This window comes from Actinomadura sp. RB99, assembly GCF_014706005.1.
Taxonomy (GTDB): domain Bacteria; phylum Actinomycetota; class Actinomycetes; order Streptosporangiales; family Streptosporangiaceae; genus Spirillospora.
Map to the genome: position 1 here is coordinate 1 of NZ_JABMCA010000028.1, position 24,353 is coordinate 24,353.

Consider the following 24,353-nt stretch of genomic DNA (forward strand, 5'->3'; position numbering starts at 1 on the left):
GCGCCCGCGGCCCGGTGGGCGCCCGCCGCAGCGGCGGGAACCTGGACCGCCCGTGCGCCGGGACGGGCGCGCCGGGAGGCGCGGCCCCGCCCGGCGGTGCGTCCGCGACGGAGGCCGTGCCTGTGGAGTTCGCCGGATCGAGGGTCGTCATCACGCACCCACCTGCCGCCCGCCCCGGTAGCGTCCCTGCTACTGGGTGTAACCGACATTATGCGCGACGCCGCGGCCGTGGCGGGAGACCGGGGCGTCCGTGTCGGCCCGGCGCCGCCGGGCGCGCGCTGGAGCGTGCCACCGCCGGGCCGTCCCGCACGCCCATTACGGACCCGCCGGGCCGGGCTGTCAAGGCGATTTAACACGCACTTCACGCGCCGGAGATTTCCCGGCCCCGCTGACCAGTGTATTAATGCGGTGAAGGGCGAAGGGCCGCCTTTGGTCAATGGCCTCGCGCCGTGCTCTGCCAGGACGGTTGGATAATGGCGAAATGATCCTCTCCCCGCGAGGCGTGCGCGACGCCGCCGTCAATGCCGTCCAGCTCGCGCGGCACGGTCATCTCGCCGATCTGCGGCCGATGCCGGCCGACCCGGTGGAGGGCGGGGAGGCCCGCGGGGTGCTGCGCTACCGCCCGCCGGAGGGGGTGGTCCCGGCCGGGCCGCCGGTGCTGTTCGTCCCGCCGCCGTCCGCGCCGGCCCGCTGCTACGACCTGCGCCGCGGATGCAGCCTCGCCGAGCACGTCGTCCGCGCGGGACGGCGCAGCTACCTGCTCGACCCCGCCCGCGCCGGCGGCCCCGCCCGTGCGGGCGACACCGCCCGCGCCTACGCCGCGGGCCGGGCCGGACACGACGCCGGCCTGCGCGAATGGGTCCGCGACCTGCTGCCGGCCGCGATCCGCGCGGTCAGCCGCGACGCGGGCGGTCAGCCGGTCCAGCTCGTCGGCTGGTGCCTGGGCGGGGTGGTGTCGCTGCTCGCCGCCGCCGACGACCCGGACCTGCCGATCGCGTCCGTCGCCGCGATCGCCGCGCCGGTCGACGTCCGCGCGGCGCGGCTGCCCGTGCGGCTGCCGGCGCCGCACCTGCCCTCGCCGCACCTGCCCGTGTCGCGCCTGCCCGTGCCGCACCTGTCCGTGCCGCCGCCGTGGCCCGGGCTCGCCCGCGCCGCCGCCGCGGAGGTGTTCGGCACGCCGTTCGGCGGCGTCCCCGGCGCGCTGTTGAAACGGGTCCGCCGGGCGGCCGGAATCGACAAAGGACTGCTCCGCCCCTATCGGACGCTGACGCACCTCGACAATGCCGATCTCCTCGCCCAGATCGAAGCCGTCGATCAATTCACCGAAGCCGTTCCCGGATTCTCCGGGCGCGCCGCGCGGCGTATTCAGCGCGCCCTTTTCCAGGAGAACGCGCTGGCCGCGGGAGTCCTGGACATCGACGGCCGGCGGGTCGAGCTGCGCCGCGTCGGCGTGCCGGTTCTGGCCATCGCGGGGCGTGGCGACGGCGTCGCACCGGTCCGGTCCGTCCTGCCGCTGATCCGGCTGCTGCCGGGCGCGCCGAAGGTGCGGTTCGAGGTCGCCTCCGGCGGCCACCTCGACGTGCTGACCGGGCGGTCCGCGCGGACGACCACGTGGGCGCACCTGGACCGCTGGCTGGACGAGGGGACCGTCCGGCACGGGATCCGCCGGCAGCGCCGCGCGCCCGCCGTCACCGGCTAGCCCGGTCCCGCCCCGCCCCCGGGATGACCGCCCGGTCGGGTCGGCCGCGGGTCTTCCGCAGGCCAAGGAAGCGTCCAAAGTCCTTTGCGGTGCCGCCATCAGCGCGTCCCCGGGTGTGTCGCCCCCGTGCTCGGCCGCTCACTGACCGTAGTGTTGCCGACCGTTGTCGAGAGCGAGGGTCACCAGCCGCGCGGTCGCCGGGCCGGGCCGCGCGGGACGCGTCGGGGGGCAGTGCATGGCCGCGGACAGGGACACGGCGGCGGGCGGGGACGAGGCGAGGGCCGTCCAGGACGGCCCGGAACGCCGGGCGCCCGGGACCGAGATCGTCGGCGTCACGCCGTTCGGCCGCCCCGCGCCGCACGTCGCGGTGGCCGTCGCGCGCGCCGGCGGGCACGGCGTGCTCGACCTCGGCACCGACCGGGAGCCGGCGCTGGCCGCGCTCGCCGACGTCCGCCACTGGTGGGCGGGCCGCTTCGGGGTGCGGGTCCCGGCGGGCTGCCGGGTCCGCCCGCAGGAGCTGCCGGACGCCGTCGACACCGTGGTGTTCGACGCCCCGGCGCTGCTCGCCGACGACTCGCTGGACATCGCCGGGTTCGCGCGCGGACGCCGGCTGCTGGTCGAGGTCGTGGACGCCGCCGAGGCCGCCGCGGTGCTGCCCGTCGCCGGCGGGTTCCCCGGGACGCGCGGGACCGCGCTCATCGCCCGGGGCCGCGAGGCCGGCGGCCGGGTCGGCGACCTCACCACGTTCGTGCTGCTGCAGCGGCTGCTCGCGGACGCCGCCGTGGACGTACCGGTGCTCGCCGCCGGCGGCATCGGCCCGCGCACCGCCGCCGCGGCCGTCGCCGGGGGAGCGGCGGGCGTCGTGCTGGACGTGCAGCTCGCGCTCGTCCGGGAGCTGGACCTGCCCGCCGACGTCGCCGCGGCGCTCACCGCGATGGACGGCTCGGAGACCCGCGTCGTGCACGGCCACCGCGTCTACACGCGCCCCGACCTGCCGGACATCGGCCTCGCCGGCCTCACCCCGGCGGAGGTCAACGCGCGGCTCGGCGCGACCGGGCTGCGGTCGCGGCTGCTGCCGGCCGGGCAGGACGCGCCGCTCGCCGCCGCGCTCGCCGCCCGGCACCGCACCGCGGGCGGCGTCGTCCAGGCCGTCCGCGAGGGGATCGCCGAGCACCTGCGGGCCGCCGTGCAGGCCGCGCCGCTGGCGTCCCGGCAGACCCCGGACGGCCCCGAGTACCCGGTCGTCCAGGGGCCGATGACGCAGGTCAGCGACCGTTCGGCGTTCGCCGCGGCCGTCGCCCAGGAGGGCGGCCTGCCGTTCCTGGCGCTCGCGCTGATGGACGGCGACCGGGTGCGGACGCTGCTGCGCGAGACCGCCGACCGGCTCGCCGGACGGCCGTGGGGCGTCGGCGTCCTCGGGTTCGCGCCGCCGGAGGTCCGCGACGCGCAGCTCGCCGCGGTCCGCGAGGCCGCGCCCCCGTACGCGATCGTCTCCGGCGGGCGGCCCGCGCAGGCCGCGGCGCTGGAGGACGCGGGCGTCAGCGCGTACCTGCACGTCCCCTCGCCGGAGCTGCTGGAGCGGTTCCTCGCCGAAGGCGCCCGCAAGTTCGTCTTCGAGGGGCAGGAGTGCGGCGGGCACGTCGGGCCGCGCGCGAGCTTCCCGCTGTGGGAGGCGCAGGTCGAGCGGCTCATGTCGTTCGGCGGCGACCCGGCCGAGCTGTCGGTGATGTTCGCCGGCGGGATCCACGACGCGCGGTCCGCCGCGATGGTCGCCGCGCTCGCCGGGCCGCTCGCCGAGCGCGGCGCCGACGTCCGCGTCCTGATGGGCACCGCCTACCTGTTCACCACCGAGGCGGTCGCGGCCGGGGCGATCCTGCCGGGGTTCCAGAAGGCCGCCGTCGAGTGCGCGGGGACGGCGCTGCTGGAGACCTCGCCCGGGCACGCGACCCGCTGCGCCCGCACCCCCTACGTCGAGCGGTTCGCCGAGGCGCGCCGCGAGCTGGAGGCCGCCGGGACGTCCCGCCAGGACATGTGGGGGCAGCTCGAACGCCTCAACCTCGGCCGGCTGCGCATCGCCAGCAAGGGCCTGCGCCGGTCCGCCCCCGTCGGGCCCGACGAGCAGCGCGCCGAGGGCCTCTACATGATCGGGGACGTCGCGGCCCTGCGCGACTCCACGACCACCGCCGCCGCCCTGCACGAAGAGGTCACCGACGGCGCCACCGCGCTGCTCGCCGCGCGCGCCGCCGACCTCGGCATCGCCGGGGACCGCGCCGCCGCGTCCACCGCCGCCCGCCCCGCCGACATCGCGATCGTCGGCGTCGGCTGCGTCTTCCCCGGCGCCCGCGACGCCGACGCCTACTGGGCGAACATCGTCGGCGGCGTCGACTCGGTCACCGAGGTGCCCGCCGAACGCTGGGACCCGGCGATCCACTACGACCCGTCCGAGCCCGGCAAGACCCCGTCGAAGTGGGGCGGGTTCCTGCCGGACGTCCCGTTCGACGCGCTCGCCTACGGCATCCCGCCCAGCGCGCTCGGCAGCATCGAGCCGATCCAGCTCCTCGCCCTGGAGGTCGCGGCGCGCGCGCTGAAGGACGCCGGATACGCCGACCGCCCGTTCGACCGGTCCCGCACGTCGGTGTTCTTCGGCGCCGAAGGCGGCAACGAGCTCGCCACCGCCTACGGCCTCCGCGCCGCCCTGCCGTCCTACTACGGCGAGGTCCCGCCCGGCCTGGACGAGCAGCTCCCCGAACCCACCGAGGACTCCTTCCCCGGCGTCCTCACCAACGTCATCGCCGGGCGCATCGCGAACCGGCTCGACCTCGGCGGCGCCAACTACACCGTCGACGCCGCGTGCGCCGCGTCCCTCGCCGCCCTCGACGCCGCCTGCAAGGAACTCGCCACCGGCGGCAGCGACATGGTGCTGTGCGGCGGCGCCGACGTGCACAACGGCATCCAGGACTACCTGATGTTCTCCGCCGTCCGCGCGCTGTCGCCGTCCGGACGCTGCGCCCCGTTCGACGCCGCCGCCGACGGCATCGCGCTCGGCGAGGGCGTCGCCTGCGTCGTGCTCAAGCGCCTCGCCGACGCCGAACGCGACGGCGACCGCGTCTACGCCGTCGTCAAGGCCGTCGCCGGGTCCAGCGACGGCCGCTCCCTCGGCCTCACCGCGCCCCGCGCCGAAGGCCAGCGGCTCGCCCTCGACCGCGCCTACGAGCGCGCCGGGGTCCGCCCGTCCGACGTCGGGCTCGTCGAGGCGCACGGCACCGGCACCGAGGTCGGCGACCGCACCGAGCTCGCCACCCTCACCGCCGCGTTCGCCGCCGCCGCGCCCGGGTCCGTCGCGCTCGGCTCCGTGAAGTCGCAGATCGGCCACACCAAGTGCGCCGCCGGGCTCGCCGGGCTCGTCAAGACCGCGTACGCGCTGCACACCGGCGTCCTCCCGGGCACCCTGCACCTGACCAGCCCGAACGCCGCCTGGAAGCCGGACGGGCCGTTCGCGTTCGGGACGACCGCGCGGCCCTGGGCCGCCCGCCCCGGCGACCGGTACGCCGGCGTCAGCGGCTTCGGGTTCGGCGGCGCCAACTTCCACGCCGTCCTCGCCGGCTACGACGGCGGCCCCGAACCGGTGTCCGGGCTCGCCGAATGGCCCGCCGAGCTGTTCCTGATCCGCGGCGCCGACCGCACCGCCGCCCGCGCCGAGATCGCCCGGCTCCGGCGGCTGCTGGACGTGCCGTCCGCCCGACTGCGCGACCTCGCGCGGACCTGCGCGTCCGCCGAAGGGCGCGTGCAGGTCGCCGTCGTCGCCACCGGCCTCGACGACCTGCGCGGCAAGCTCGCCGCCGCCGCCGAGTTCCGCACCGCGCCCGGCGTGCACGTCCGCCGGTCGGGCGACCCCGGGCAGGTCGCGTTCCTTTTCCCCGGGCAGGGCAGCCAGCGGCCCGGCATGCTCGCCGGACTCTTCGTCGCCTTCCCCCGCCTGCAGCGCCTGCTCCGCCTCGCCGGCGGACGCTACGCGCCCGTGATGTTCCCGCCCGCCGCGTTCGGCCCCGGCGAGGCCCGCCGGCAGCGCGAGGCGCTCACCGACACCCGGGTCGCGCAGCCCGCCCTCGGCATCGCGGGACTCGCCGTCCACCGCCTGCTCACCGCCGTCGGCGTGCACCCCGACCTCGCCGCCGGGCACAGCTACGGCGAGCTCGTCGCGCTCTGCGCCGCCGGTGTCTTCGACGACACCGACATGATCGAGCTCAGCGCCGCCCGCGCCGAGGCCATCCTCGCCGCCGCGGGCACCGACCCCGGCGCCATGGCCGCCGTCGCCGCGCCGCTCCGGCAGGTCAGGGAGGCCGTCTCCGGCGTCTCCGAGATCGTCGTCGCCAACCACAACGCGCCCGACCAGGTCGTCGTGTCCGGCACGACCGCCGGAGTCGCCCGCGCCCTCGCCGTCCTGGCCGAACGCGGCCTCGCCGCCGAGCGCCTGCCGGTCGCCTGCGCCTTCCACAGCCCCCTCGTCGCCGCCGCGTCCGGCACGCTCCGCACCGCCCTCGCCGGACGCGACCTGCGCTCGCCCGCGTTCCCCGTCTGGTCCAACACCACCGCCGCCCCCTACGACAGCGACCCCGCCGACCTCGCCGCGACCCTCGCCGGGCAGGTCGCCGCGCCCGTCCGGTTCGTCGAGCAGATCGAGGCGATGTACGAGGCGGGCGCCCGCACCTTCGTCGAGGCCGGACCGGGACGCGTCCTCACCGGCCTCACCCGCCGCATCCTCGGCGACCGCCCGCACACCGCCGTCGCCTGCGACGCCGCCGAGGACGGCTCCGTCGAACGGCTCCTGCACGGCCTCGCCGACCTCGCCGCCGCCGGCGTCCCCGTCGACCCGCTGCCGCTGTTCGCGGGCCGCGACGCCCGAGTCCTCGCCCCCGCGTCCGTCCCCGCCGCGCCCGGCTGGATCGTCAACGGGCACCTCGTCCGCACCGCCGACGGCGGCTACCCGGCGGGCGCGCTCCGGCCCGCCGAGCGCGTCCCGGCCGCGGCGCCGGCCCGCCCGGCCGGCTCCGACACCGCCGTCCTGGAGTATCTGCGCGCCGGCCGCGAACTGATCGCCGCGCAGCGCGAGGTCATCCTCCGCCACCTCGGCGCCGAGCCCGCCGGCCCCGGCGTGCCCGCCGCGCCGATCCCGGCGCCCCGCCCCGTCCTGCCCGGCGAGACCCTGCCCCTGCACTCCGCCGAGCCCGAACCGCCCCGCGACGTCCACGCCACCGTCCTGTCGGTGATCAGCGCCCGCACCGGCTACCCCGAGTCCATGCTGGGCGCCGACCTCGACCTCGAGGCGGACCTGTCCATCGACTCCATCAAGCGCACCGTCATCATCGGCGAGGTCACCGAGCGCGTCGGCCTCACCGCCCCGGACGCCGTCATCGAGCAGCTCACCCGCCTCACCACGATCGGCGACATCGTCGACTGGCTCCGCACCCGCCTGCCGTCGGCGCAGGCCCCGCAGCGCCCCGCCGTCCCGCCCCAGTCGGCGCCCCGCCCCGGCGGCCCCGAACGGCCGGCGGCCCCGGCGCCCCGTCCCGCGAGACCCCGCGATCCGGAGACCACCCCGAAGGCGCCGCACGTCCAAACCGCTGGCGGCACCGAACCCCCCCGCCCGGCGACACCGCCACAGACCGGCCAGCCACAGGTCGCCACGCCCCGCGACGCCGAGACGCCCTCGACCGCAGGGACCCCGGAGCAGCCGTCGAGCATGGAGACCCGTTCTGGCAAGGCGATGAGCAGCGCTGCCGGTGCGCCCACGGATCGAGGTGAGTCGCGCACTGCCGCGCCCGTCTCCGAGGGCGACGGTGAGCGGGCCGGTGGTTCGGGGAGCCAGGGGGCGGTGCCGTCTGCCCGGGTGCCTGAGACGCAGGGCTCTGGCGGTGAGGCGGACGACGCGCCCGCCGGTGAGGTGCGGCCGGACGCGGACGACGCGGATCGGCGGCCCACCGGGGAGGCGGCCGTCGAGGTCGTGCGGCTCGGCGGGGACGGGGTCGCCGCGCTCGGCGGGGAGGACGCTCAGGCGGGGCTCTTCGGGCGCGGCGGGACGCCCGTCCAGCGGGGCGGGGAGCCGACGGGCGCGCGCAGGGTGCTCGCCGGGCGGGTCCGGCCGTCGGGGGAGCGGGCCCGGCGCGTCGTCCGGCAGGTGGTGAGGACGGCGGACCTGGAGGCGCTGCCGGTCCCGGCGGACACCGGGACGGTGTTCGACGGGCGGACGTTCGTGGTGGTGGACGACGGGTGCGGCGTCGCGCTGGAGCTGGCGGACCTGCTGGAGCGGCACGGGGCGCGGGTGCGGACACCGCTGGACGTCGACGGGAAGTGCGACGGCCTGGTGCATCTGGCCGCGCTGCGGCCGGGCGCGACGGCGGTGCTGCCGGACGCGTACGCGGGGATCCGCGGCGCGCTGGTGGGCGGGCTGCGGTGGCTGGTCGTGGCGAGCGGGTCCGGCGGGACGTTCGGGCGCGCGTTCGACGGCGGCGGCATCGGGGACCCGGGGCCGGGCGCGGGGCTGCGCGGGCTCGCCGCGACGGTCGCGCAGGAGTACCCGGAAACCCTGGTCAGGGCGCTGGACGTGGACACCAAGGACACGCCGCGGGCGATCGCGTTGCGGATCCTGGCCGAGCTGCTGGACGCCCGGGGCCCGGTGGTCGTCGGGCATGAGGGCGACCTGCGGCACACGATGCGGGTGGTGCCGGTGGAGCTGCGCGGCGAGGCGCGGGTGCCGCTGGGGCCGGACGGCGTCGTCCTGCTGACCGGCGGCGCGCGGGGCGTCACCGCGCGGGTCGCGCTGGAGCTGGCGCGGACGACCGGCTGCCACATCGAGGTGATGGGGCGGACGCTGGAGCCGGTGGGTCCGGCGTCGTTCCCGGACGTCCCGGACGAGGCGGGGCTGCGGCGGGCGCTGGTCGCGCAGGGCGGGCGCCGGCCCGCGGAGATCGAGGCGACGGTTCGGCGCATCCTGGCGGAACGGGAGATCCGCGCGAATCTGGACGCGCTGAAGGAGCACGCGGCGTCGGTCCGCTACCACGCGGGCGACGTGCGGGAACCCCGGGTGGTCCGGGACGTGGTGGAGCGGGTGTACCTGCGGCACGGCCGGCTGGACGGGGTGGTCCACGGCGCGGGCGTCGTGGAGGACCGGCTCGTCCGGGACAAGGAGCCGCAGTCGTTCGAGCGGGTGTACCGGACCAAGGTGGACGGCGCGTCGGCGCTCGCGGCGGCGGTGCGGCCCGACGTCGGGTTCTTCGTCGTGTTCGGCAGCGTCGCGGGCGTGCACGGCAACCGGGGGCAGGCGGACTACGCTGCGGCGAACGAGGCGTGCGACACGCTCGCGCACGTGTGGCGGACGCGGCTGCGCGGCCGGGTGCTGGTGGCGGACTGGGGTCCGTGGGCGGGCGGCGGCATGGTGTCGCCGGAGCTGGCCCGCGAGTACGGGCGGCGCGGGATCGGGCTGATCGATCCGGACGCGGGCGTTGCGGCGCTGCTGCGGGAGATCGCGCACGGGGACGAGACGCAGGTCGTGTTCACCGGGACGGTCCGGTGACGGGGGAGCCGATCGCGATCGTGGGCGCCGGGGCGGTGTTCCCCGGGGCCGGTTCGGCGGCGGAGCTGTGGCGCAACGTCCTGGCGGGCATCGACGCGATCACCGAGGTGCCGCCGGGCCGCTGGGACCCGGCGGTGTACTACGACCCGGACGCCTACGGGCGGGCGCCGGAGTGCGACCGGTTCTACTGCCGGCGCGGCGGGTTCGTGGACGAGCTCGCGACGTTCGATCCGGCGCGGTTCGGGATCATGCCGGCGTCGGTGCCGGGGATGGAGCCGGACCAGCTGATGGCGTTGCGGGCGGCGGCGGAGGCGATCGCGGACGCGGGCGGCGACGACCGGCTGCCGGACCGGACGCGGGTCGGGGTGGTGATCGGCCGGGGCGGCTACATCACCCCGGGGGTCGCGCGGTTCGACCAGCGGGTGCGGACGTCGCACCAGGTGGCGGGGGTGCTGGCGGAGCTGCTGCCGGAGCTCGGCGCGGACCGGCTGGAGGAGATCCGGCGGGCGTTCTGCGCGCGGGTCGGGCCGGACGGCCCGGACGCGTCGGTGGGGCTGGTGCCGAGTTTCGCGGCGGCGCGGATCGCGAACCGGTTCGATCTGCGCGGCCCGGCGTACACGGTGGACGCGGCGTGCGCGTCGTCGCTGCTGGCGGTGGAGCACGCGGTGCGGGCGCTGCGGAGCGGCGAGGCGGACGCGATGCTGGCGGGAGCGGTGCACCACGCGCATCACGCGACGGTGTGGAGCGTGTTCAGCCAGCTGCGGGCGCTGAGCCCCAGCGAGACGATCCGGCCGTTCGACCGGGGCGCCGACGGGACGCTGCTGGCGGAGGGCACCGGGGTGGTGCTGCTGAAGCGGCTGCGGGACGCGGTGCGGGCGGGCGACCGGATCCACGCGGTGGTGGTCGGGACGGGGTCGTCCAGCGACGGCCGGGCGGCCGGGATCATGAGCCCGCTGGTGGACGGGCAGGTCCTGGCGGTGGAGCGGGCGTGGCGGGACGCGGGCCTGGACCCGCGGGCGCCGGGCGCGCTGGGCCTGGTGGAGGCGCACGGGACGGCGACGCCGGCGGGGGACGAGGCGGAGCTGGCCACGATGCGCCGGGTGCTCGGGACCGACGGCGCGCCGGTCGGGCTCGGCACGGTGAAGTCGATGATCGGGCACGCGATGCCCGCGGCGGGGATGGCGGGGCTGATCAAGGCGGCGTGCGCGGTGCGCGACGGGGTGCTGCCGCCGACGCTGCACGTGGACGATCCGCATCCGGCGCTGGACGGGGGGCGGCTGCGGGTCGTCCGGGAGGCGGCGGAGTGGGAGCGGCCGGCGGACGGTCCGCGCCGCGCGGTGGTGAACGCGTTCGGGTTCGGCGGCGCGAACGCGCATCTGATCCTGGAGGAGCCTCCGGCGGGGCGGGCGCGCAGGCGCAGGCGGCTGGACGCCCCGTCCTCGGAGGAGGGCGTGCTGAGGCTGGCCGCCCGCACCACCGACGAGCTGGCGTCGCTGCTGGCGGTGCCCGACGAGGAGCTGCTCGCGCGCGCGGGGGAGAGCCCGCCCGACCTGCCGGTCCGCCTGGCGATCGTCGGGCCGACCGCGCGCAGGCTGGACCTGGCGCGGGCGGTCGTCCAGCGGGGGACGCCGTGGCGGGGACGCAGCGACGTGTGGTTCGCCCCGCGGCCGCTGCTCGCCGAAGGCGGGCGGCTGGCGTTCCTGTTCCCGGGGTTCGAGCCGGCGTTCGAGCCGCGCGTGGACGACGTCGCCGAGCACTTCGGGATGCCGAGGCCGGAGCCGACGGGCCGCACCGACCTGCTCGGCCACGCGGCGGACGTGATCGCGGTGGGCCGGCTGCTCGCCGCCGCGCTCGCCGAGCTGGGCGTCGAACCGGACGTCGCGGCCGGGCACAGCCTCGGCGAGTGGACCGCGATGATCGTCGCGGGGATGTACGACCCGGCCGCCGTGGTCGCGTTCGTGCGGGCGCTCGACCGCGACGGGCTGGACGTCCCCGACGTGGTGTACGGGGCGCTCGGCTGCGGCGCGGACCGGGCGCAGGAGGCGATCGCCGGGCGGCCCGGCCTGTACGTCAGCCACGACAACTGCCCGCACCAGTCGGTGGTCTGCGGACCGCCCGAGGACGTCCGGGACGTGCTGGGCCGGCTGGCGGCCGAGGGCGTCCTCGGCCAGGAGCTGCCGTTCCGCACCGGGTTCCACACGCCGCTGGCGGAGGCGTACGAGAAGCAGGTGCAGCGGTCGTTCGAGGCGCTGGAGATCCGCGAGCCGCGCTTCCCGCTGTGGTCGGGGACGACGGCCGCGCCGTTCCCGTCCGACGCGGACGCGGTGCGGGACCTGGTCGCGCGGCACCTGCTGGAGCCGGTGCGGTTCAGCGAGCTGATCGAGGAGCTGTACGGGACGGCGCACGTGCGGGCGTTCGTGCAGGTCGGGCCGGGGAGCCTGACGGGGTTCGTCGGCGACCGGCTCGGCGCCCGCGAGCACCTGGCGATGGCGGTGAGCGTCCCGAAGCGCGACGGCATGGCGCAGCTGCGGCGGGTCGTCGCGGCGCTGTGGGCGGAGGGGTACGGGGCGTCCCCGGCGCCGCCGGCGTCGGCGGGCATGCGGCTGGACCTCGGGACGCCGCTGGTCAGGCTGGATGGGGCGGTGCCGCCGATCCGGCCGGGCGGCGCGGCGGTGCCGTCGCTGCCGGCCGACGACCCGGTGCTCGCCGAGCTGGAGGCGCTGCTCAACGACGCGGCGACCGGCGCGCAGACCGTCCTGGAGGCGCTCGGCGGCGGGGCGGCGCCCGCGTCCACCGACGAGGCGCCGGCCGCCCCGGCGGACGAGCTGGTGATCTCCCGGGTGTTCTCGCTGGAGGCGATGCCGTACCTCGCGGACCACTGCGTCTTCCCGCAGCCCCCCGACTGGCCCGACATGTCGGACCGGTTCCCGATCGTGCCGCTGGCCACGCTGCTGGAGGTGATGGCGGCGACCGCGCGGGAACTGCTCCCCGACACGGTCGTGGTCGGGTTCGAGTCCGTCCGCGCCGTCCGGTGGGTCGTGGCGGCCCCGCCGACCAGCGCCGCCATCCGCGCCCACCTCGTCGACGGAGGCGGCGCCGCGGGCACCGGCCCGCGCCGGGTCAAGGTCGTCATCCCCGGCCACACCGACGGGACGGTCCTGCTCGCCGAACGCCACAGCGCGCCGCCCCCGCCGGACCGCACCCCGCTGACCGGGGAGGGCCCGCCCGTCGTCTCCGCCGAGCGGCTCTACGAGGAACGCTGGATGTTCCACGGCCCGCTGTTCCGCGGCGTCACCGAGGTGACCGCGCTCGCGGAGGACGGCGTGCGCGGCGTCCTGACGTCCCTGCCCACGCCGGGCGCGCTCATCGACAGCGCCGGGCAGCTGTGCGGCCACTGGATCCAGGTCTACGGGGAGAAGGACCAGACCGTCTTCCCCGTGGGGATCGAACGCGTCTCCCTGTACGGCCCGCCGCCGGCCGCAGGAGAACGCCTCGAGACCACCGTGTGGGCCGAGTCGCTCACGGACACCACCCTGCGCTGCTCCGTCGAGATGGTCCGCGAAGACGGAGCCCTATGGGCGCGCATCGACGGATGGACCACGCACCGCTTCTACACCGACGAAGCCCTGTGGCGGATGAAGTTCACCCCCGAGGTGTCCGGCATGGGGGAACCGCAGGACGGCGGCTGGTGCCTCGCCCGCAAGCGCTGGGACGGCACCGCGTCCCGCGACCTCGTGATGCGCCAGTACCTGTGCGCCGTGGAGCGCGCCGAGTACGAGCGGCTCCCCGGGTTCGCGCAGGGCCCGTGGCTGCTCGGCCGCATCGCCGCGAAGGACGCCGTCCGGGACTGGCTGTGGCGCAACGGCCACGGCCCCCTGTTCCCCGCCGAGCTGACCGTCCGCGACGGCACCGGGCGGCACGCGGCCGTCACCGGACCCTTCGACCAGGACCTGGCCGTGGCCATCGCCTGCGACGCCGACCTCGGCGTCGCGCTGGCCCGGCCCGCCGGCGAGCCCGCGGGCGTCGGCCTGGCGTCCGGCGGCGGGGACGCCCGCGTCCGCGCCGCCAAGCAGGCCGTCCTGCAGGCCCTTCCCGCCGGCCACCCCGAACCCGCCGTCACCGCCTCCGACGCCGAGCACCTGCTGGTCACCGGCGGCGGCGCGGTCACCGAGGTCGGGACGCGCGAGCTGGACGGACACGTCGTGGCCTGGACGGTCACGGCGGGCGGAACCGACATGGAGGAGAGCCGAACATGAGCGACGACGCCCTGACGCAGGTCGTCCGGATGCTGGCCGAGGTCGTGGGGGAGGACTTCCTCCTCGACGTGGAGATCGGCCGCGACACCTCGTTCAACGAGGACCTCGGGCTGGAGAGCATCGAGTTCGTCGCCCTCGCCGACAAGCTGCGCGACCACTACGGCGACGACGTCGACCTCGCCGCGTTCATCGCCGGCATGGACATCGATGAGATCATGGACCTGACGGTCGGCGACCTGGTGGACCACATCGCCGCCACGGAGGCCGCCCATGCCTGACGTCACCGTCCGCGGCGTCCGCTTCCACGTGCAGACCATCGGCCCGCCCGCGCCCGGCGCGCCCGTCGTCGTGTTCCTGCACGGGCTCGTCCTGGACAACCTGTCGAGCTTCTACTACACGATCGCCGGGCCCGTCGCCGAGGCCGGCGCCCACTCCGTCCTCTACGACCTGCGCGGGCACGGCCGGTCCGAACTGACCCCGGACGGCCACGGCGCGGACGACGCCGTCGCGGACCTGTTCGGGATCCTCGACGCGCTCGGCCACGACCGCGTCCACCTCGTCGCCAACAGCTTCGGCGGCGTCATCGCGCTCAAGGCCGCGCTCGACCGCCCCGACCGGATCGCCGGGCTCGTGCTCATCGAGGCGTACGGCCCCGCCGAGCACGACGGCTGGGCCGAGGGCCTGCTCAACACCCTCACCGCGTCCGCGCTCGGCCTGGAGTACGACCGGCTCGCCGACCAGCTCCTCGCCGCCGGATGGCGCAAGACCGGCCGGCAGGTCGCCGCCGCCGACGCCCTCGTCAACCGCACCACCCTGCTCGACGACCTGGCCCGCACCGAGCCCGTCCGCCCCGCCGAGCTGGCCGCCGTCCGCTGCCCCGTGCTCGCCGTGTACGGGCAGCACTCCGACGTCGCCGAGGCCGGGCGGCTGCTGCTGCGCTCCGTCCCCGGCTGCACCCTGCACGTCATGGCCGGCCACGCCCACACCGTGCTGCGCGACGGGACCGCCGAACTCCTGGAGGTCATGTTGCCCTGGCTGGCCCGCCACGCCGGCACCCGCGTCCCCGCCACCGCCGCCGGAGGTGCCCGGTGAAGGGCCGCCGCATGCAGGTGCCGTCCCTGCTCGGCGCCCCCGGCATCCCGCGCGCCGAGACGCCGAAGCGCCGGTTCCTGTTCGCCGTCCCGCCGCTCGCCGGGCACGTCAACCCGACCGTCGCGGTCGGCGCCGAACTCGCCCGCCGCGGCCACACCGTCGCCTGGACCGGCCACCGCGCCACCCTCGAACCGCTGCTGCGCGCCGGCGCGCGGATCTTCTCCGCCGAGGACGACGCGTTCGCCGCGCGGCTCGCCGCCGCCCGCGAGGAGTGGCTGCGCCTGCGCGGCCCCGCCGCCCTGCGGTTCCTGTGGGAGGAGTTCATCGTCCCGCTCGGCCACGCGATGATGCCCGGCGTCGAGACCGCCCTCGACCGGTTCCGCCCCGACGTCGTGGTCAGCGACCAGATCGTCCTCGCCGCGCCCGTCGCCGCCCGGCACCGCGCGATCCCGTGGGCCACCTCCGCGACCACCTCCGCCGAGTTCACCCGGCCGCTCGCCGGGATGCCGCTCGTCGAGGGCTGGGTCCGCGACCAGATCGGCGACTTCCAGCTCGACCACGGCATCGAGGACCTGCTCGACCTGCGGTTCTCCGACCACCTCGTGCTGATCTTCTCCACCGGCGCGCTCGTCGGGGACACCTCGGTCTTCCCCGACCACTTCGCGTTCGTCGGCCCCGCCCTCGACCGCCCGGCGGGCGCCGCGTTCCCGTGGGAGTGGCTGGACGGCCGCCCCGCCGTCCTGCTGACCCTCGGCACCCTCAACGGGCCCGCCGGGGAGCGGTTCTACCGGGTCGCCGCCGACGCCGTCCGCGACCTGGACGTCCAGGCCGTCTTCGTCGCCCCGCCCGGGACCGTCGGCGACCCGCCGCCGAACGTCCTCGTCCGCCCGCACGTCCCGCAGCTCCGGCTGCTGCAGCGGATGTCCGCGGTCGTCTGCCACGGCGGGCACAACACCGTCTGCGAGAGCCTCGCGCAGGGCCTGCCGCTGGTCGTCGCGCCGATCCGGGACGACCAGCCGGTCATCGCACGGCAGGTCGAGGCCGCCGGCGCCGGCGTCCAGGTCCGCTTCGGCCGGGTCCGGGCCGAGGAGCTCCGCGACGCGCTGACCACCGTCCTCACCGGCGACGCGCACCGCGCCGCCGCCGAGGCCGTCCGGGACTCCTTCGCCGCCGCCGGCGGCGCCGCCGAGGCCGCCGACCGCCTGGAGAAGCTGGCGTGATCGCGGTACCCGCGCTGGTGGCGGCGGGCCTCATCGCGGACGCGGTGCGGCTCCGCCGCCGCCTGGCGCGGATCCGCAGGCTCCCGCAGCCCCGCCGGACCGCCCCGCTGAGCTGGGAGGACCGGCGCGAACCCACCGGATACGACGTGATCAGCGCCGACGGCGCCGTCATCTCCGCCAACGTCCGGCACGCCGCCGTCGCCCACGCCCGCGCCACCGGCCTGGACGTCCTCGGCCTGGTCCCCGCCGACCTCCCCGTCGTCCGCGCGCTCGACATGCTCCGCCACACCCGCGACGCGGGATTCGCGGCGGTCGTCCACACCGAACTCCTGGACGACGCCTACACGGGCGACTACACGAGCACCATGGCGCGCCTCCGCCGCTACGACGCCGACGTCGAGCACGTCGTCGTCCCCTGCCACCTCACCCCGCGCGCCCCCGCCTGCAAGGGACGGGCGGCATGGCTGTACGGGCTCGGCGTCACCCTCGCGCAGGCCGTGGTGCCCTCCATCCTCACCATGGCGCTCGTCCTCGCGGCGCTCGCGTCCGACCCGCAATGGGGCCCCATCGCCGTCATCGCCTACTGCGCCGTGCCCTACCTCGTCTTCGCCGGCACCCCGCTCTCGCCCCGCGACCTGCACCGCACGGCGCTGCTGCGGCCCGTCCTCACCCCGTACACCTGGTGGCGGACCCTCACCGGGGACGCCGCGCCCTGGCACCGCCCCGCGTGGCGCCACCCGCGGAAGGACGAGATTTGATCGGCGTCGCCACGTCCCCGGAAATCCGCATGACCGCGTACGTCTACGAACGCGTCCACGGCTCCCCGCCCGCGGCGATGCACCGCGCCCCCATCGGCCTGCCGCTCCTGGACGGCCTGACGATCGCCCTCCCGTGGGGCACCATCGTCGCCGCGGGCCCGTCCGCCGCCCCGTCCCTCTACTCGGTGAACCACCACACCGACGGCGTCGCGTCCCTCTACGGGCCCGTCCCGCACTGGGCCCGCGAGTCCGCCGCCGTCCTGAACTCCCACGCCGACCCCGCCCCCGGCACCCGCCTGGTCATCAACCGCGAGATCCCCGCCGAGACCGGACTCCTCACCGGCGCCGAGACCGCCGCCGCCACCTTCCTCGCCCTCCGGGCCCTGCACGGCCCGCCCGCCGGACCGCACCCCTTCGCCGACCACCCCGCCTACCGGACGGCCCTGCACGCCCGCGCCGCCCACGCCCTGCTGACCACGCCCGGCACCCTCGAACACGTCCCGTTCGACCTGGCCGCCGCGGATTTGCGCGTCCTGATCGTCGACCTCGGCGCCCGGCACTCGTCCACCCTCCCCACGCCGCCCGGCGCCGCCGCCCGAGCCGCCGCCGCCCTCCACACGTCCGGCCCGTCCGCCCTCGGCCCGCTCCTCACCGGCGCCCACACCCCCGGCGACCCGCTTCCCGATCGCGCCCTCCGCACCGCCCTCGACGCAGGCGCCCTCGGCGGCCGCAAGATCGGCGCCTGCGTCGTCGCGCTGGCCCCCACCACGGCCCTCCCGGAGATCCGCGGGGCCCTCACCACCCGCCTGACGCCCGACCTCCCGCGCCCGCCCCGCCTCCTGACGGCCCTCCCCGCCCCCGCCGAAGAGCCCCACCTCTGACCACCCCGGTCACCCGTACCGCGGCCCGTCCAACTCCGGCCGATGCCGCAACCCCGCCTCCCGCGCCTTCTCCGCCGCCTCGGCCTCGGCGGCCGAGTAGACCCCGGCGACCTGGTACATCGTCTCCCGAGTCTCGATCAGCGAATCAGCCGAAGCCTGCAACCTCCGCAGCGCCTCCTCCTGCATCTGGGAGTAGCTCCTCTCGGCCGCCTGACCGAACTTGCTCAACGCCCCGGGGGCAAGCCAGGCCCCATCGACGCTGACCGACGCGTCGACCCACATGTTCACGGCGTCGTTGATCTTGTCTCCGGCCTCGATCAGGTACTTCTTCCCCTTGACGCTGTATCCGCCCATCGATCCTCCTCGCTGGTCGAAATGGAAGAGGGGCCAGCGCTTCCGTGACCGCCATGGCCGCTACCGGAAGCCCTCGCCCGCAAATGTCCTGGTGGTCGCACGGATGCTCGCGTCATGAATGGACATGCGAGATCATCTCGTTCAGGAGGGACTTCGCCGTGTTCTCCATGTTCTGTTCCTTGAGGGCTGGAGAGTCCGTGGCGGTGTAGTCGGCCTTGAGAACCGTATATCCCTGACGAGCGAGCACGCTCAGGGATTCCCTGCCCTTCTGCCAGCAGGCTTCGTCGGCCGAAGTGGACAGCATGGAGCAGTCTTCGTCGTCCTGCAGACCGTGGTAGGTCGACTTGGCGCTGCCGTACTTCTCGGATCCGGAACGCCGCAACGTCTCCGTCACGACGGAAACGTTGAGGAGCCCACTCGTCTTCGAAAGTTCCGTGGACAATGGCGCCTGCCAGCTGCAGCCACTGGAAGCGGCCGTCCTCTGCGCCGGCGTCACGGTGTGATCTCCCACCAGTTCCTGGGCCAGGGATGCGTTGATCAGCGTGCACGCGTCGGGAGCGACCGCCCCGGTCTTGATGAATTCGGTGTCTTTGGCAGCGCCGCCCGAGCAGCCGGTCGCAAGGGATCCACCGGCGATCAGAGCGAGGACGACCCCGTGTGCGCGCTTCACGGTGCCAGGGCGTCGCTGGGATTCACGGCACCTGTCAGCCATAGGTCCACTTGCCCTTGTCAGAGGCGATCGAGGGAATCCTCGCCGGAGCCTGGAGTTGGAGGATCTGGCCGTGCAGTGCCTGCATCGCCCCGGCCTCTTTGTTGCAGATGTACGCCAGGTTCTTCTTCCTGGAGGTGACGTTGCCGATCCAGATGCTGAGTATCCCGTGGAGCGCGGCCCATGCGGCGCTGTCCACGTCGCCCTTCTGCGTCTCCAGTTCCTTGTGGTATTCGATGGCCTTCTCGAGGGTCTCCATGTACTCCTTCATGCCCTCGTTGTACTGGTCGACGACCTGGTTGTGCAGGTCGACCAAGGCGTCTCCGATGGCCTGAAGGATCTTCGCGTTATTGTCCGCGGTGGATATCGCGACCCCGTCCATGTACTGCTGATAGGCCTCGAAGGCCCGGCCGCTCCAGTATCCGCCGAGCTGAATGTACGAGATCTTCATCGGATCGATCGAGTCGTGGTAGTGCGCCGAAGCCCGGTACCACTTCTCCGCGGCCTTCCGCACGGCTGCGGGGTCGGGTTTCATCCTCTGCAGTTCTTTGTAGGCCTTCAAGACCTCCGTGCCCAGCATCACCGAACTGGCGACATCGATCAATATGCCCGGAACGGTGGGGCCTTCCTGCGGCTGATCGAGGCCGGGGAGCGCGCCGCCGGAACCGGTGTTCGAACCCCCGCCCCCGCTACCGCGGCCGGGTCTGGGGCGTGGTCTGGGCGCGCTCATGGTGTGCACCTCTTTCGGGTCAGACGCGGTTGCGGCGGGCGATGCGGGCCGCTTCCTGCTTGTACTGGGCGCTCGCCTCGGCACGCGCGGCCATGAGGGCCTCGAGGATCCTGCGGCCCAGGGAATTCCGGTCGGACGTCGCCAGGGCATCGCGGTCGAGCGAAAGGTGGAGAAGACGGCCGTCGCCGTCCACCTCGAGCGTGCCGAGCCCGGGGCGGATCTTCTGTGCAATCCGTACATACCGCTGCTCGGCGTCCAGGTGGGACAGTTGATTCGCGTAGTCGGCCGCTGCCCGCTCGATCTCGGCCATTCGCCGTTCCGCCGCGTCGAGTTCGGCGAGGCGCTGATCGGCATGGGCTCGCGCACCGCCGTCCGCAGGAGGTCTCAAGGTCGCTGGCTCCCAAGGGATCGGCTACTCGTCGCCGCGCATGCGGCTGTACAGGCGTTCTGCCAGGGCGGCGGAGCGGTCTTCGGCCTCGTTGACGGCCTCCACGACGCCCGCCTCGATGAGCCGGAGCCGCGACGCGTCCAGGCGGGTGGTGTCGATGCTCAAGTCCAGGAGCCGGCCGTTTCCGTCGATCTCCGCTGTGACGAGGCCGTTGGCCTTCACGGTGGTCATCCGGGCTCGGGACAGCTCGGCGTGCAGTTCCTGCAGTTCGGGAGGTGGGGGCATTGACTCGTCTCGTGGTTGGGGGGAACGAGAGTTGTCAGGAGAGTGTAGTGGCGCGTAAGGACGGCGCATAGACGGTCATTGGCACTCCGCGCTTTTCGATTTGCGCGCGAGTGTGCTTTGTGGTTGATCTGCGGGAATGGTGGATTTGGGCGCAGAGAGTTGTGGCCACTCCGCCAAGGGCCCTGGGAGGAGGGTGTGGCGGGTCAGAGTTTGGGGGTGAAGGGGCGGCGGTGGGCGGGGTCGTCGGGCTCGGCCTGGGCGCGCAGGGCGGTCTCGACCAGCTCGATGGCCTGGAGGAGCGAGACGAGGCGGGCGCCCTCGCGGCGGTACGCCTCGAGGACGGCCTCGACGCCGTGCGGCGGGACGAGGGCCGCGAGGTCGACGCGGGCGGAGCGGAACCCCTCGCGGGCGGCCTCGACGGACGCGTTGACGTGGTGCCGGGCCATCCGGGCGAGCGCGATCGGGTACCGGCGCAGCACGCCGTAGCGCCGGTACTCGGGCGGGACGAGCTCCAGCAGCCAGCTCATCGCCGTGTCCTCGAAGCGGTCGGTGCCCGGTGGGTGCACCTGCGAGGGCCAGCCGGGCGGGACGTAGGTGCTCACGGGTCCACGATAACCCGGAATTCGAACCTATGTTCGACCCAAACCGGACATGTCACTCGGTGGCGGGCGGCGGGGTGATCGGGCCGTTGCGGCGGATCCGGATCTTGCCGGAGTCCAGGTCGTCGCGGGCGGAGCCGTCGCCGGTCTGCTCGTGGTCGTCCTGGCGCAGCACCTTCTGCCGCTGCTGCTCCTCCTGCTTGACCTTCTTGGAGCCCTCGAACGCCGAGGCGAGGTCCTCGAACATGCCGCCGCCGAAGCCGGCGCCGGTCTCGCCGTCGCCGCGGATGGCGCCCATCAGCGTCGACCGGCCGGTGCCCTCCGTGGGCCAGTCCACGGGCTCGTGATCGGCCTGCTCGGGGCGGTTGCCCATCGGGCGCCCCTTGACGCGCTTGCGGCGGCGAAACGGTGACTTCACACAGACTCCAACGCGACGAGCCTCCAGATTGATCCCGGCGGGCGTTCAGCCTCCGAACGTCCAGCGGGTGGGAGAACCGGTGAAATCTCCCTGACGCAGCCCGAACGCCTTCTGTGGCCGCACCGCGACGGTCGCGTTCACCTCCGGGTCCAGGAAATCGACACGATAGCGGGTCGCGTACTTGGAGTTGACCAGGTCGATGAAGCGCTGCAGGTCCCGCGGCTCGGTGACGACCTCCGCGCGGCCCTCCAGGACGACCGGGTTCTCGGCCTCCTCCGTGGCCACCACGACCTGCGGGTTCGCCCGCAGGTTGACCATCTTGCGGGACGGGACGCTGCTGCTGAACATCAGCGCCTCCCCGGACCAGGCGCCCCACACCGGCATCGCGTGCGGGCGGCCGTCCGGGCGGACGGTGCACAGCCAGAAGTTGCGGGCGGCGCGCAGCCGCTCGACGGCCCACGACCACGGGAGCAGGCCGCTCCCCTCGGCGGGCCCCCTGATCCCGTAACCGGGCATGTGCGGACGGTCGGCGGCGGGGTCCGGCCCCGGGACGTACCCGGGGCGGGGCTCCGACGCCAGGGCGAATCCGGACGCGGGCTCCGGTGCCGAGGCGAACCCGGAAGCCGACATGGCGCTCTCCCTTCTGCGGACGTTCCCCGGCCCATCGTTTCAGACCGCGGAGCCCTCCGGTGACGCTCGGTGGCTCGTTGGGAGCGGCTCGGCGCGGTAGCCTGCGGGACGTGCGCCTATCCCATGTCATCGCGGCTCTCGACGAGCTCTACCCGCCGTCGTGGGCGGAGTCCTGGGACGCCGTGGGCCTGGTCTGCGGCGACCCCGACCAGGAGGTCGGGCGGGTGCTGCTGGCGGTCGACCCGGTCGCCGCGGTGGTCGACGAGGCGCTGGAGTGGGGCGCCGACCTGGTGGTCGCGCACCATCCGCTGCTGCTGCGCGGGGTGCACTCGGTGGCCGCGACGACGCCGAAGGGCCGGCTGATCCACCGGATGATCGTCAACGGGGTCGCGCTGCACACCGCGCACACCAACGCCGACGTCGCCGATCCGGGGGTCTCGGACGCGCTGGCGCGGGCCGTCGGGCTCACCGGGGAGCTGCGCCCGATCGTCCCGGCCGCCGACGACCCGCGCCGCGGCCTCGGCCGGATCGGGGAGCTGGACGAGCCGGTCACCCTGCGGGAGTTCACCCGGCGGGCCGCGGCCGGGCTGCCGTCCACGGCGTGGGGGCTGCGGGCCGCGGGCGATCCGGACCGCGCCGTCCGCACCGTCGCGGTCTGCGGCGGCGCCGGCGACTCCCTCCTCGACACCGTCCGCGCGGCGGGCGTCGACGTCTACCTCACCGCCGACCTGCGGCACCATCCCGCGTCGGAGTTCGCCGAGCACGGCGGCCCGGCGCTGGTCGACGCGGCGCACTGGGCGACCGAGCACCCCTGGCTGGCCGACGCCGCGCGGCGCCTGGCCGCCGCCGCACCCGAAGCGGGCAAGTTGGAGACCCGGGTGTCCACGCTCGTCACCGACGCGTGGAGCCTTCACGAAGAAGGAGAACAGTGAAAGCCGCACCGCAAGCCCAGCTTCGCCTGATCGACCTGCAGGACCTGGACAGCTCGCTGGACCGCCTCGCGCACCGCCGCCGGACGCTGCCCGAGCTGGCCGAGATCGAACGGCTGGAGGGCCGGCTCACCGAGCTGCGCGACGCGATCGTCGCGGCCGAGACCGACGCCGGCGACCTGGCGCGGGAGCAGAAGAAGGCCGAGCAGGACGTCGACCAGGTCCGCAGCCGCGCCGAGCGGGACCAGAAGCGGCTCGACTCCGGGCAGGTCACCTCCGCCAGGGACCTCAGCGGCCTGCAGGCCGAGATCGAGTCGCTGCACCGCCGCCAGTCCGACCTGGAGGAGGTCGTGCTGGAGATCATGGAGCGGATCGAGGAGGCCGACGGCCGCGTCGCCGCGCTGCGCGCCGACCAGACGGCGGCGCAGGAGGAGCTCGCCGCGGTCGTCTCGCGCCGCGACGCCGCGCTGAAGGAGATCGACGAGGAGAGCGGCACGACCGGCGCCGCCCGCACCGCCGTCGCCAAGGACGTCCCCGACGACCTGCTCGGCCTCTACGAGAAGCTGCGCGGCCAGTTCGGCGGCGTCGGCGCGGCGAAGCTGTTCCGCGGCGCCTGCCAGGGCTGCCACCTGGCGCTCAACACCGTCGACCTGAACCGGATCCGGGCCGCCGCCGAGGACGAGGTCGTCCGCTGCGAGGAGTGCCGGCGCATCCTCGTCCGCACCCCCGAGTCGGGCCTGTGAAGCTGATCGTCGAGGCGGACGGCGGGTCCCGGGGCAACCCGGGCCCGGCCGGGTACGGCGCCCTCGTCCGCGACGCGCTGACCGGCGAGGTGCTGGCGGAGGTCGCCGAGTCGATCGGCATGGCCACCAACAACGTCGCGGAGTACCGGGGGCTGATCGCCGGGCTGACGGCCGCGGCGGGCATCGACCCGTCCGCGCGGGTCGAGGTGCGGATGGACTCCAAGCTCGTCGTGGAGCAGATGTCCGGCCGCTGGAAGATCAAGCATCCGGACATGATCCCCCTCGCGCTGCGCGCCCGGGAGGTCGCCGAGGGCCTCGGCTCCGTCTCCTACGGGTGGATCCCGCGCAACCGCAACGCGCACGCCGACCGGCTCGCGAACGAGGCGATGGACGCGGCGGCTCGCGGCGAGCGGTGGTCCCGCACGATCGAGGAGCCCCCGCGGGAGGAGGCGCCGGGGCCGCCGCCGGTCTCGTCCACCCCCACGCGGACGATCCTGCTCCGCCACGGCGAGACGCCCCTGTCCGCCGAGAAGCGCTTCGCCGGGACGAACGACGTCCCGCTGACCACCCTCGGCCTGACCCAGGCCCGCGCCGCCGCCCTCGCCCTCAAGGATCGCGGGCTCGACGCGATCGTCACCTCGCCCCTGTCGCGGTGCCGCGACACCGCCGCCGAGGTCGCCGCCGTCACCGGCCTGGACGTCCGGGTCGAGGACGGCTTCCGCGAGACCGCCTTCGGCGACTGGGAGGGCCTCACGTTCGCCGAGGCCGGCAAGGGCTGGCCCGCCGAGATGAAGGCGTGGCTCGCCGACCCGGAGGCCGCGCCGCCCGGCGGCGAGAGCTTCGCGCAGGTCTCCCGCCGCGTCCGCACCGCCCTGGACAAGCTGAAGGTCCGCAACCGGCAGCAGACGGTCCTGGTCGTCTCGCACGTCACGCCGATCAAACTGCTGGTCAAGGACGCCCTCGGCGCCCCGATGAAGTCGCTGTACCGGATGCACCTGGACGTCGCGTCCCTGACCGCGATCGACTGGTACGCCGACGGCCCGGCGAGCCTGCGGTCCTTCAACGACGCGCATCACCTGGAACACTGACCGA

Annotated in this window: 19 protein-coding genes; 11 read left to right on the forward strand and 8 right to left on the reverse strand. The window is 75.3% G+C overall.

From position 1 onward, the window contains the following. Positions 1-481 precede the first annotated feature (481 nt). From amrb99_RS24115 to amrb99_RS24155, 8 genes are all read left to right on the forward strand, one after another. Positions 482-1,699, forward strand: a complete 1,218-nt coding sequence (locus amrb99_RS24115; protein ID WP_190859874.1) for an alpha/beta hydrolase — start codon at positions 482-484, stop codon at positions 1,697-1,699. A 235-nt stretch (positions 1,700-1,934) separates the two neighbouring features. Then, positions 1,935-9,269, forward strand: coding sequence for a type I polyketide synthase (locus tag amrb99_RS24120; RefSeq protein WP_206700082.1), 7,335 nt, complete (start codon positions 1,935-1,937; stop codon positions 9,267-9,269). Beyond that, positions 9,266-13,525 (forward strand): beta-ketoacyl synthase N-terminal-like domain-containing protein, encoded by a 4,260-nt coding sequence (locus amrb99_RS53280; RefSeq protein WP_190859876.1) that lies wholly within the window; start codon positions 9,266-9,268, stop codon positions 13,523-13,525. The genes amrb99_RS24120 and amrb99_RS53280 overlap by 4 nt, the downstream gene beginning before the upstream one ends. Next, a complete protein-coding gene (locus tag amrb99_RS24135; RefSeq protein ID WP_190859879.1) occupies positions 13,522-13,803 on the forward strand; it encodes an acyl carrier protein in 282 nt (93 codons plus the stop codon). The genes amrb99_RS53280 and amrb99_RS24135 overlap by 4 nt, the downstream gene beginning before the upstream one ends. Next, positions 13,796-14,617 (forward strand): alpha/beta hydrolase, encoded by an 822-nt coding sequence (locus amrb99_RS24140; protein WP_190859881.1) that lies wholly within the window; start codon positions 13,796-13,798, stop codon positions 14,615-14,617. The genes amrb99_RS24135 and amrb99_RS24140 overlap by 8 nt, the downstream gene beginning before the upstream one ends. Before the next feature lie 11 nt (positions 14,618-14,628). Further along, the gene (locus amrb99_RS24145) at positions 14,629-15,837 is read left to right on the forward strand and encodes a glycosyltransferase (RefSeq protein WP_190859883.1); all 1,209 of its coding nucleotides are present in this window, start codon (positions 14,629-14,631) and stop codon (positions 15,835-15,837) included. Next, positions 15,834-16,595, forward strand: a complete 762-nt coding sequence (locus amrb99_RS24150; protein WP_190859885.1) for a hypothetical protein — start codon at positions 15,834-15,836, stop codon at positions 16,593-16,595. The genes amrb99_RS24145 and amrb99_RS24150 overlap by 4 nt, the downstream gene beginning before the upstream one ends. 29 nt (positions 16,596-16,624) lie before the next feature. Continuing rightward, entirely contained in the window at positions 16,625-17,476 is an 852-nt protein-coding gene (locus tag amrb99_RS24155) for a hypothetical protein (RefSeq protein WP_190859887.1), read from the forward strand. Between the two features lie 9 nt (positions 17,477-17,485). Here amrb99_RS24155 and amrb99_RS24160 read toward each other — a convergent pair whose 3' ends face one another. From amrb99_RS24160 to amrb99_RS24195, 8 genes are all read right to left on the reverse strand, one after another. After that, positions 17,486-17,830, reverse strand: a complete 345-nt coding sequence (locus amrb99_RS24160; RefSeq protein ID WP_190859889.1) for a hypothetical protein — start codon at positions 17,828-17,830, stop codon at positions 17,486-17,488. Positions 17,831-17,942: 112 nt separating this feature from the next. Beyond that, on the reverse strand, positions 17,943-18,500 hold the full coding sequence (locus tag amrb99_RS24165; RefSeq protein ID WP_190859891.1) for a hypothetical protein: 558 nt from the start codon (positions 18,498-18,500) through the stop codon (positions 17,943-17,945). 34 nt (positions 18,501-18,534) lie between these two features. Further along, positions 18,535-19,269, reverse strand: coding sequence for a WXG100 family type VII secretion target (locus amrb99_RS24170; RefSeq protein ID WP_190859896.1), 735 nt, complete (start codon positions 19,267-19,269; stop codon positions 18,535-18,537). A 19-nt stretch (positions 19,270-19,288) separates the two neighbouring features. Further along, positions 19,289-19,579 carry a YbaB/EbfC family nucleoid-associated protein gene (locus amrb99_RS24175; protein ID WP_190859898.1) on the reverse strand — a complete coding sequence of 97 codons (291 nt, stop codon included), beginning with the start codon at positions 19,577-19,579 and terminating at the stop codon, positions 19,289-19,291. 102 nt (positions 19,580-19,681) lie between these two features. Next, positions 19,682-19,942, reverse strand: a complete 261-nt coding sequence (locus amrb99_RS24180) for a YbaB/EbfC family nucleoid-associated protein (protein WP_190859900.1) — start codon at positions 19,940-19,942, stop codon at positions 19,682-19,684. A gap of 203 nt (positions 19,943-20,145) precedes the next feature. Continuing rightward, positions 20,146-20,544, reverse strand: a complete 399-nt coding sequence (locus tag amrb99_RS24185) for a hypothetical protein (protein ID WP_347256826.1) — start codon at positions 20,542-20,544, stop codon at positions 20,146-20,148. A gap of 52 nt (positions 20,545-20,596) precedes the next feature. After that, positions 20,597-20,959: a DUF6191 domain-containing protein gene (locus tag amrb99_RS24190; protein ID WP_190859902.1), complete on the reverse strand. Its 363-nt coding sequence runs from the start codon at positions 20,957-20,959 to the stop codon at positions 20,597-20,599. Positions 20,960-21,004: 45 nt separating this feature from the next. Further along, positions 21,005-21,589: a pyridoxamine 5'-phosphate oxidase family protein gene (locus amrb99_RS24195; protein ID WP_190859904.1), complete on the reverse strand. Its 585-nt coding sequence runs from the start codon at positions 21,587-21,589 to the stop codon at positions 21,005-21,007. Between the two features lie 110 nt (positions 21,590-21,699). On the opposite strand from amrb99_RS24195, the gene amrb99_RS24200 reads away from it, so the two are divergent. From amrb99_RS24200 to amrb99_RS24210, 3 genes are read left to right on the forward strand one after another with little or no spacing between them, the layout of a single operon-like run. After that, the gene (locus amrb99_RS24200) at positions 21,700-22,521 is read left to right on the forward strand and encodes a Nif3-like dinuclear metal center hexameric protein (RefSeq protein WP_190859912.1); all 822 of its coding nucleotides are present in this window, start codon (positions 21,700-21,702) and stop codon (positions 22,519-22,521) included. After that, positions 22,518-23,261, forward strand: a complete 744-nt coding sequence (locus amrb99_RS24205) for a C4-type zinc ribbon domain-containing protein (RefSeq protein WP_190859914.1) — start codon at positions 22,518-22,520, stop codon at positions 23,259-23,261. Before amrb99_RS24200 ends, amrb99_RS24205 begins: the two co-directional genes overlap by 4 nt. Beyond that, a complete protein-coding gene (locus amrb99_RS24210; RefSeq protein WP_307799688.1) occupies positions 23,258-24,349 on the forward strand; it encodes a bifunctional RNase H/acid phosphatase in 1,092 nt (363 codons plus the stop codon). Before amrb99_RS24205 ends, amrb99_RS24210 begins: the two co-directional genes overlap by 4 nt. Positions 24,350-24,353 lie beyond the last annotated feature (4 nt).

Coding starts and splice junctions, on each gene's coding strand:
- amrb99_RS24115 (WP_190859874.1), top strand. CDS start 482: ATGATCCTCTCCCCGCGAGGCGTGCGCGACGCCGCCGTCAATGCCGTC.
- amrb99_RS24120 (WP_206700082.1), top strand. CDS start 1,935: ATGGCCGCGGACAGGGACACGGCGGCGGGCGGGGACGAGGCGAGGGCC.
- amrb99_RS24135 (WP_190859879.1), top strand. CDS start 13,522: ATGAGCGACGACGCCCTGACGCAGGTCGTCCGGATGCTGGCCGAGGTC.
- amrb99_RS24140 (WP_190859881.1), top strand. CDS start 13,796: ATGCCTGACGTCACCGTCCGCGGCGTCCGCTTCCACGTGCAGACCATC.
- amrb99_RS24145 (WP_190859883.1), top strand. CDS start 14,629: ATGCAGGTGCCGTCCCTGCTCGGCGCCCCCGGCATCCCGCGCGCCGAG.
- amrb99_RS24155 (WP_190859887.1), top strand. CDS start 16,625: ATGACCGCGTACGTCTACGAACGCGTCCACGGCTCCCCGCCCGCGGCG.
- amrb99_RS24160 (WP_190859889.1), bottom strand. CDS start 17,830: ATGGGCGGATACAGCGTCAAGGGGAAGAAGTACCTGATCGAGGCCGGA.
- amrb99_RS24170 (WP_190859896.1), bottom strand. CDS start 19,269: ATGAGCGCGCCCAGACCACGCCCCAGACCCGGCCGCGGTAGCGGGGGC.
- amrb99_RS24175 (WP_190859898.1), bottom strand. CDS start 19,579: ATGGCCGAGATCGAGCGGGCAGCGGCCGACTACGCGAATCAACTGTCC.
- amrb99_RS24180 (WP_190859900.1), bottom strand. CDS start 19,942: ATGCCCCCACCTCCCGAACTGCAGGAACTGCACGCCGAGCTGTCCCGA.
- amrb99_RS24195 (WP_190859904.1), bottom strand. CDS start 21,589: ATGTCGGCTTCCGGGTTCGCCTCGGCACCGGAGCCCGCGTCCGGATTC.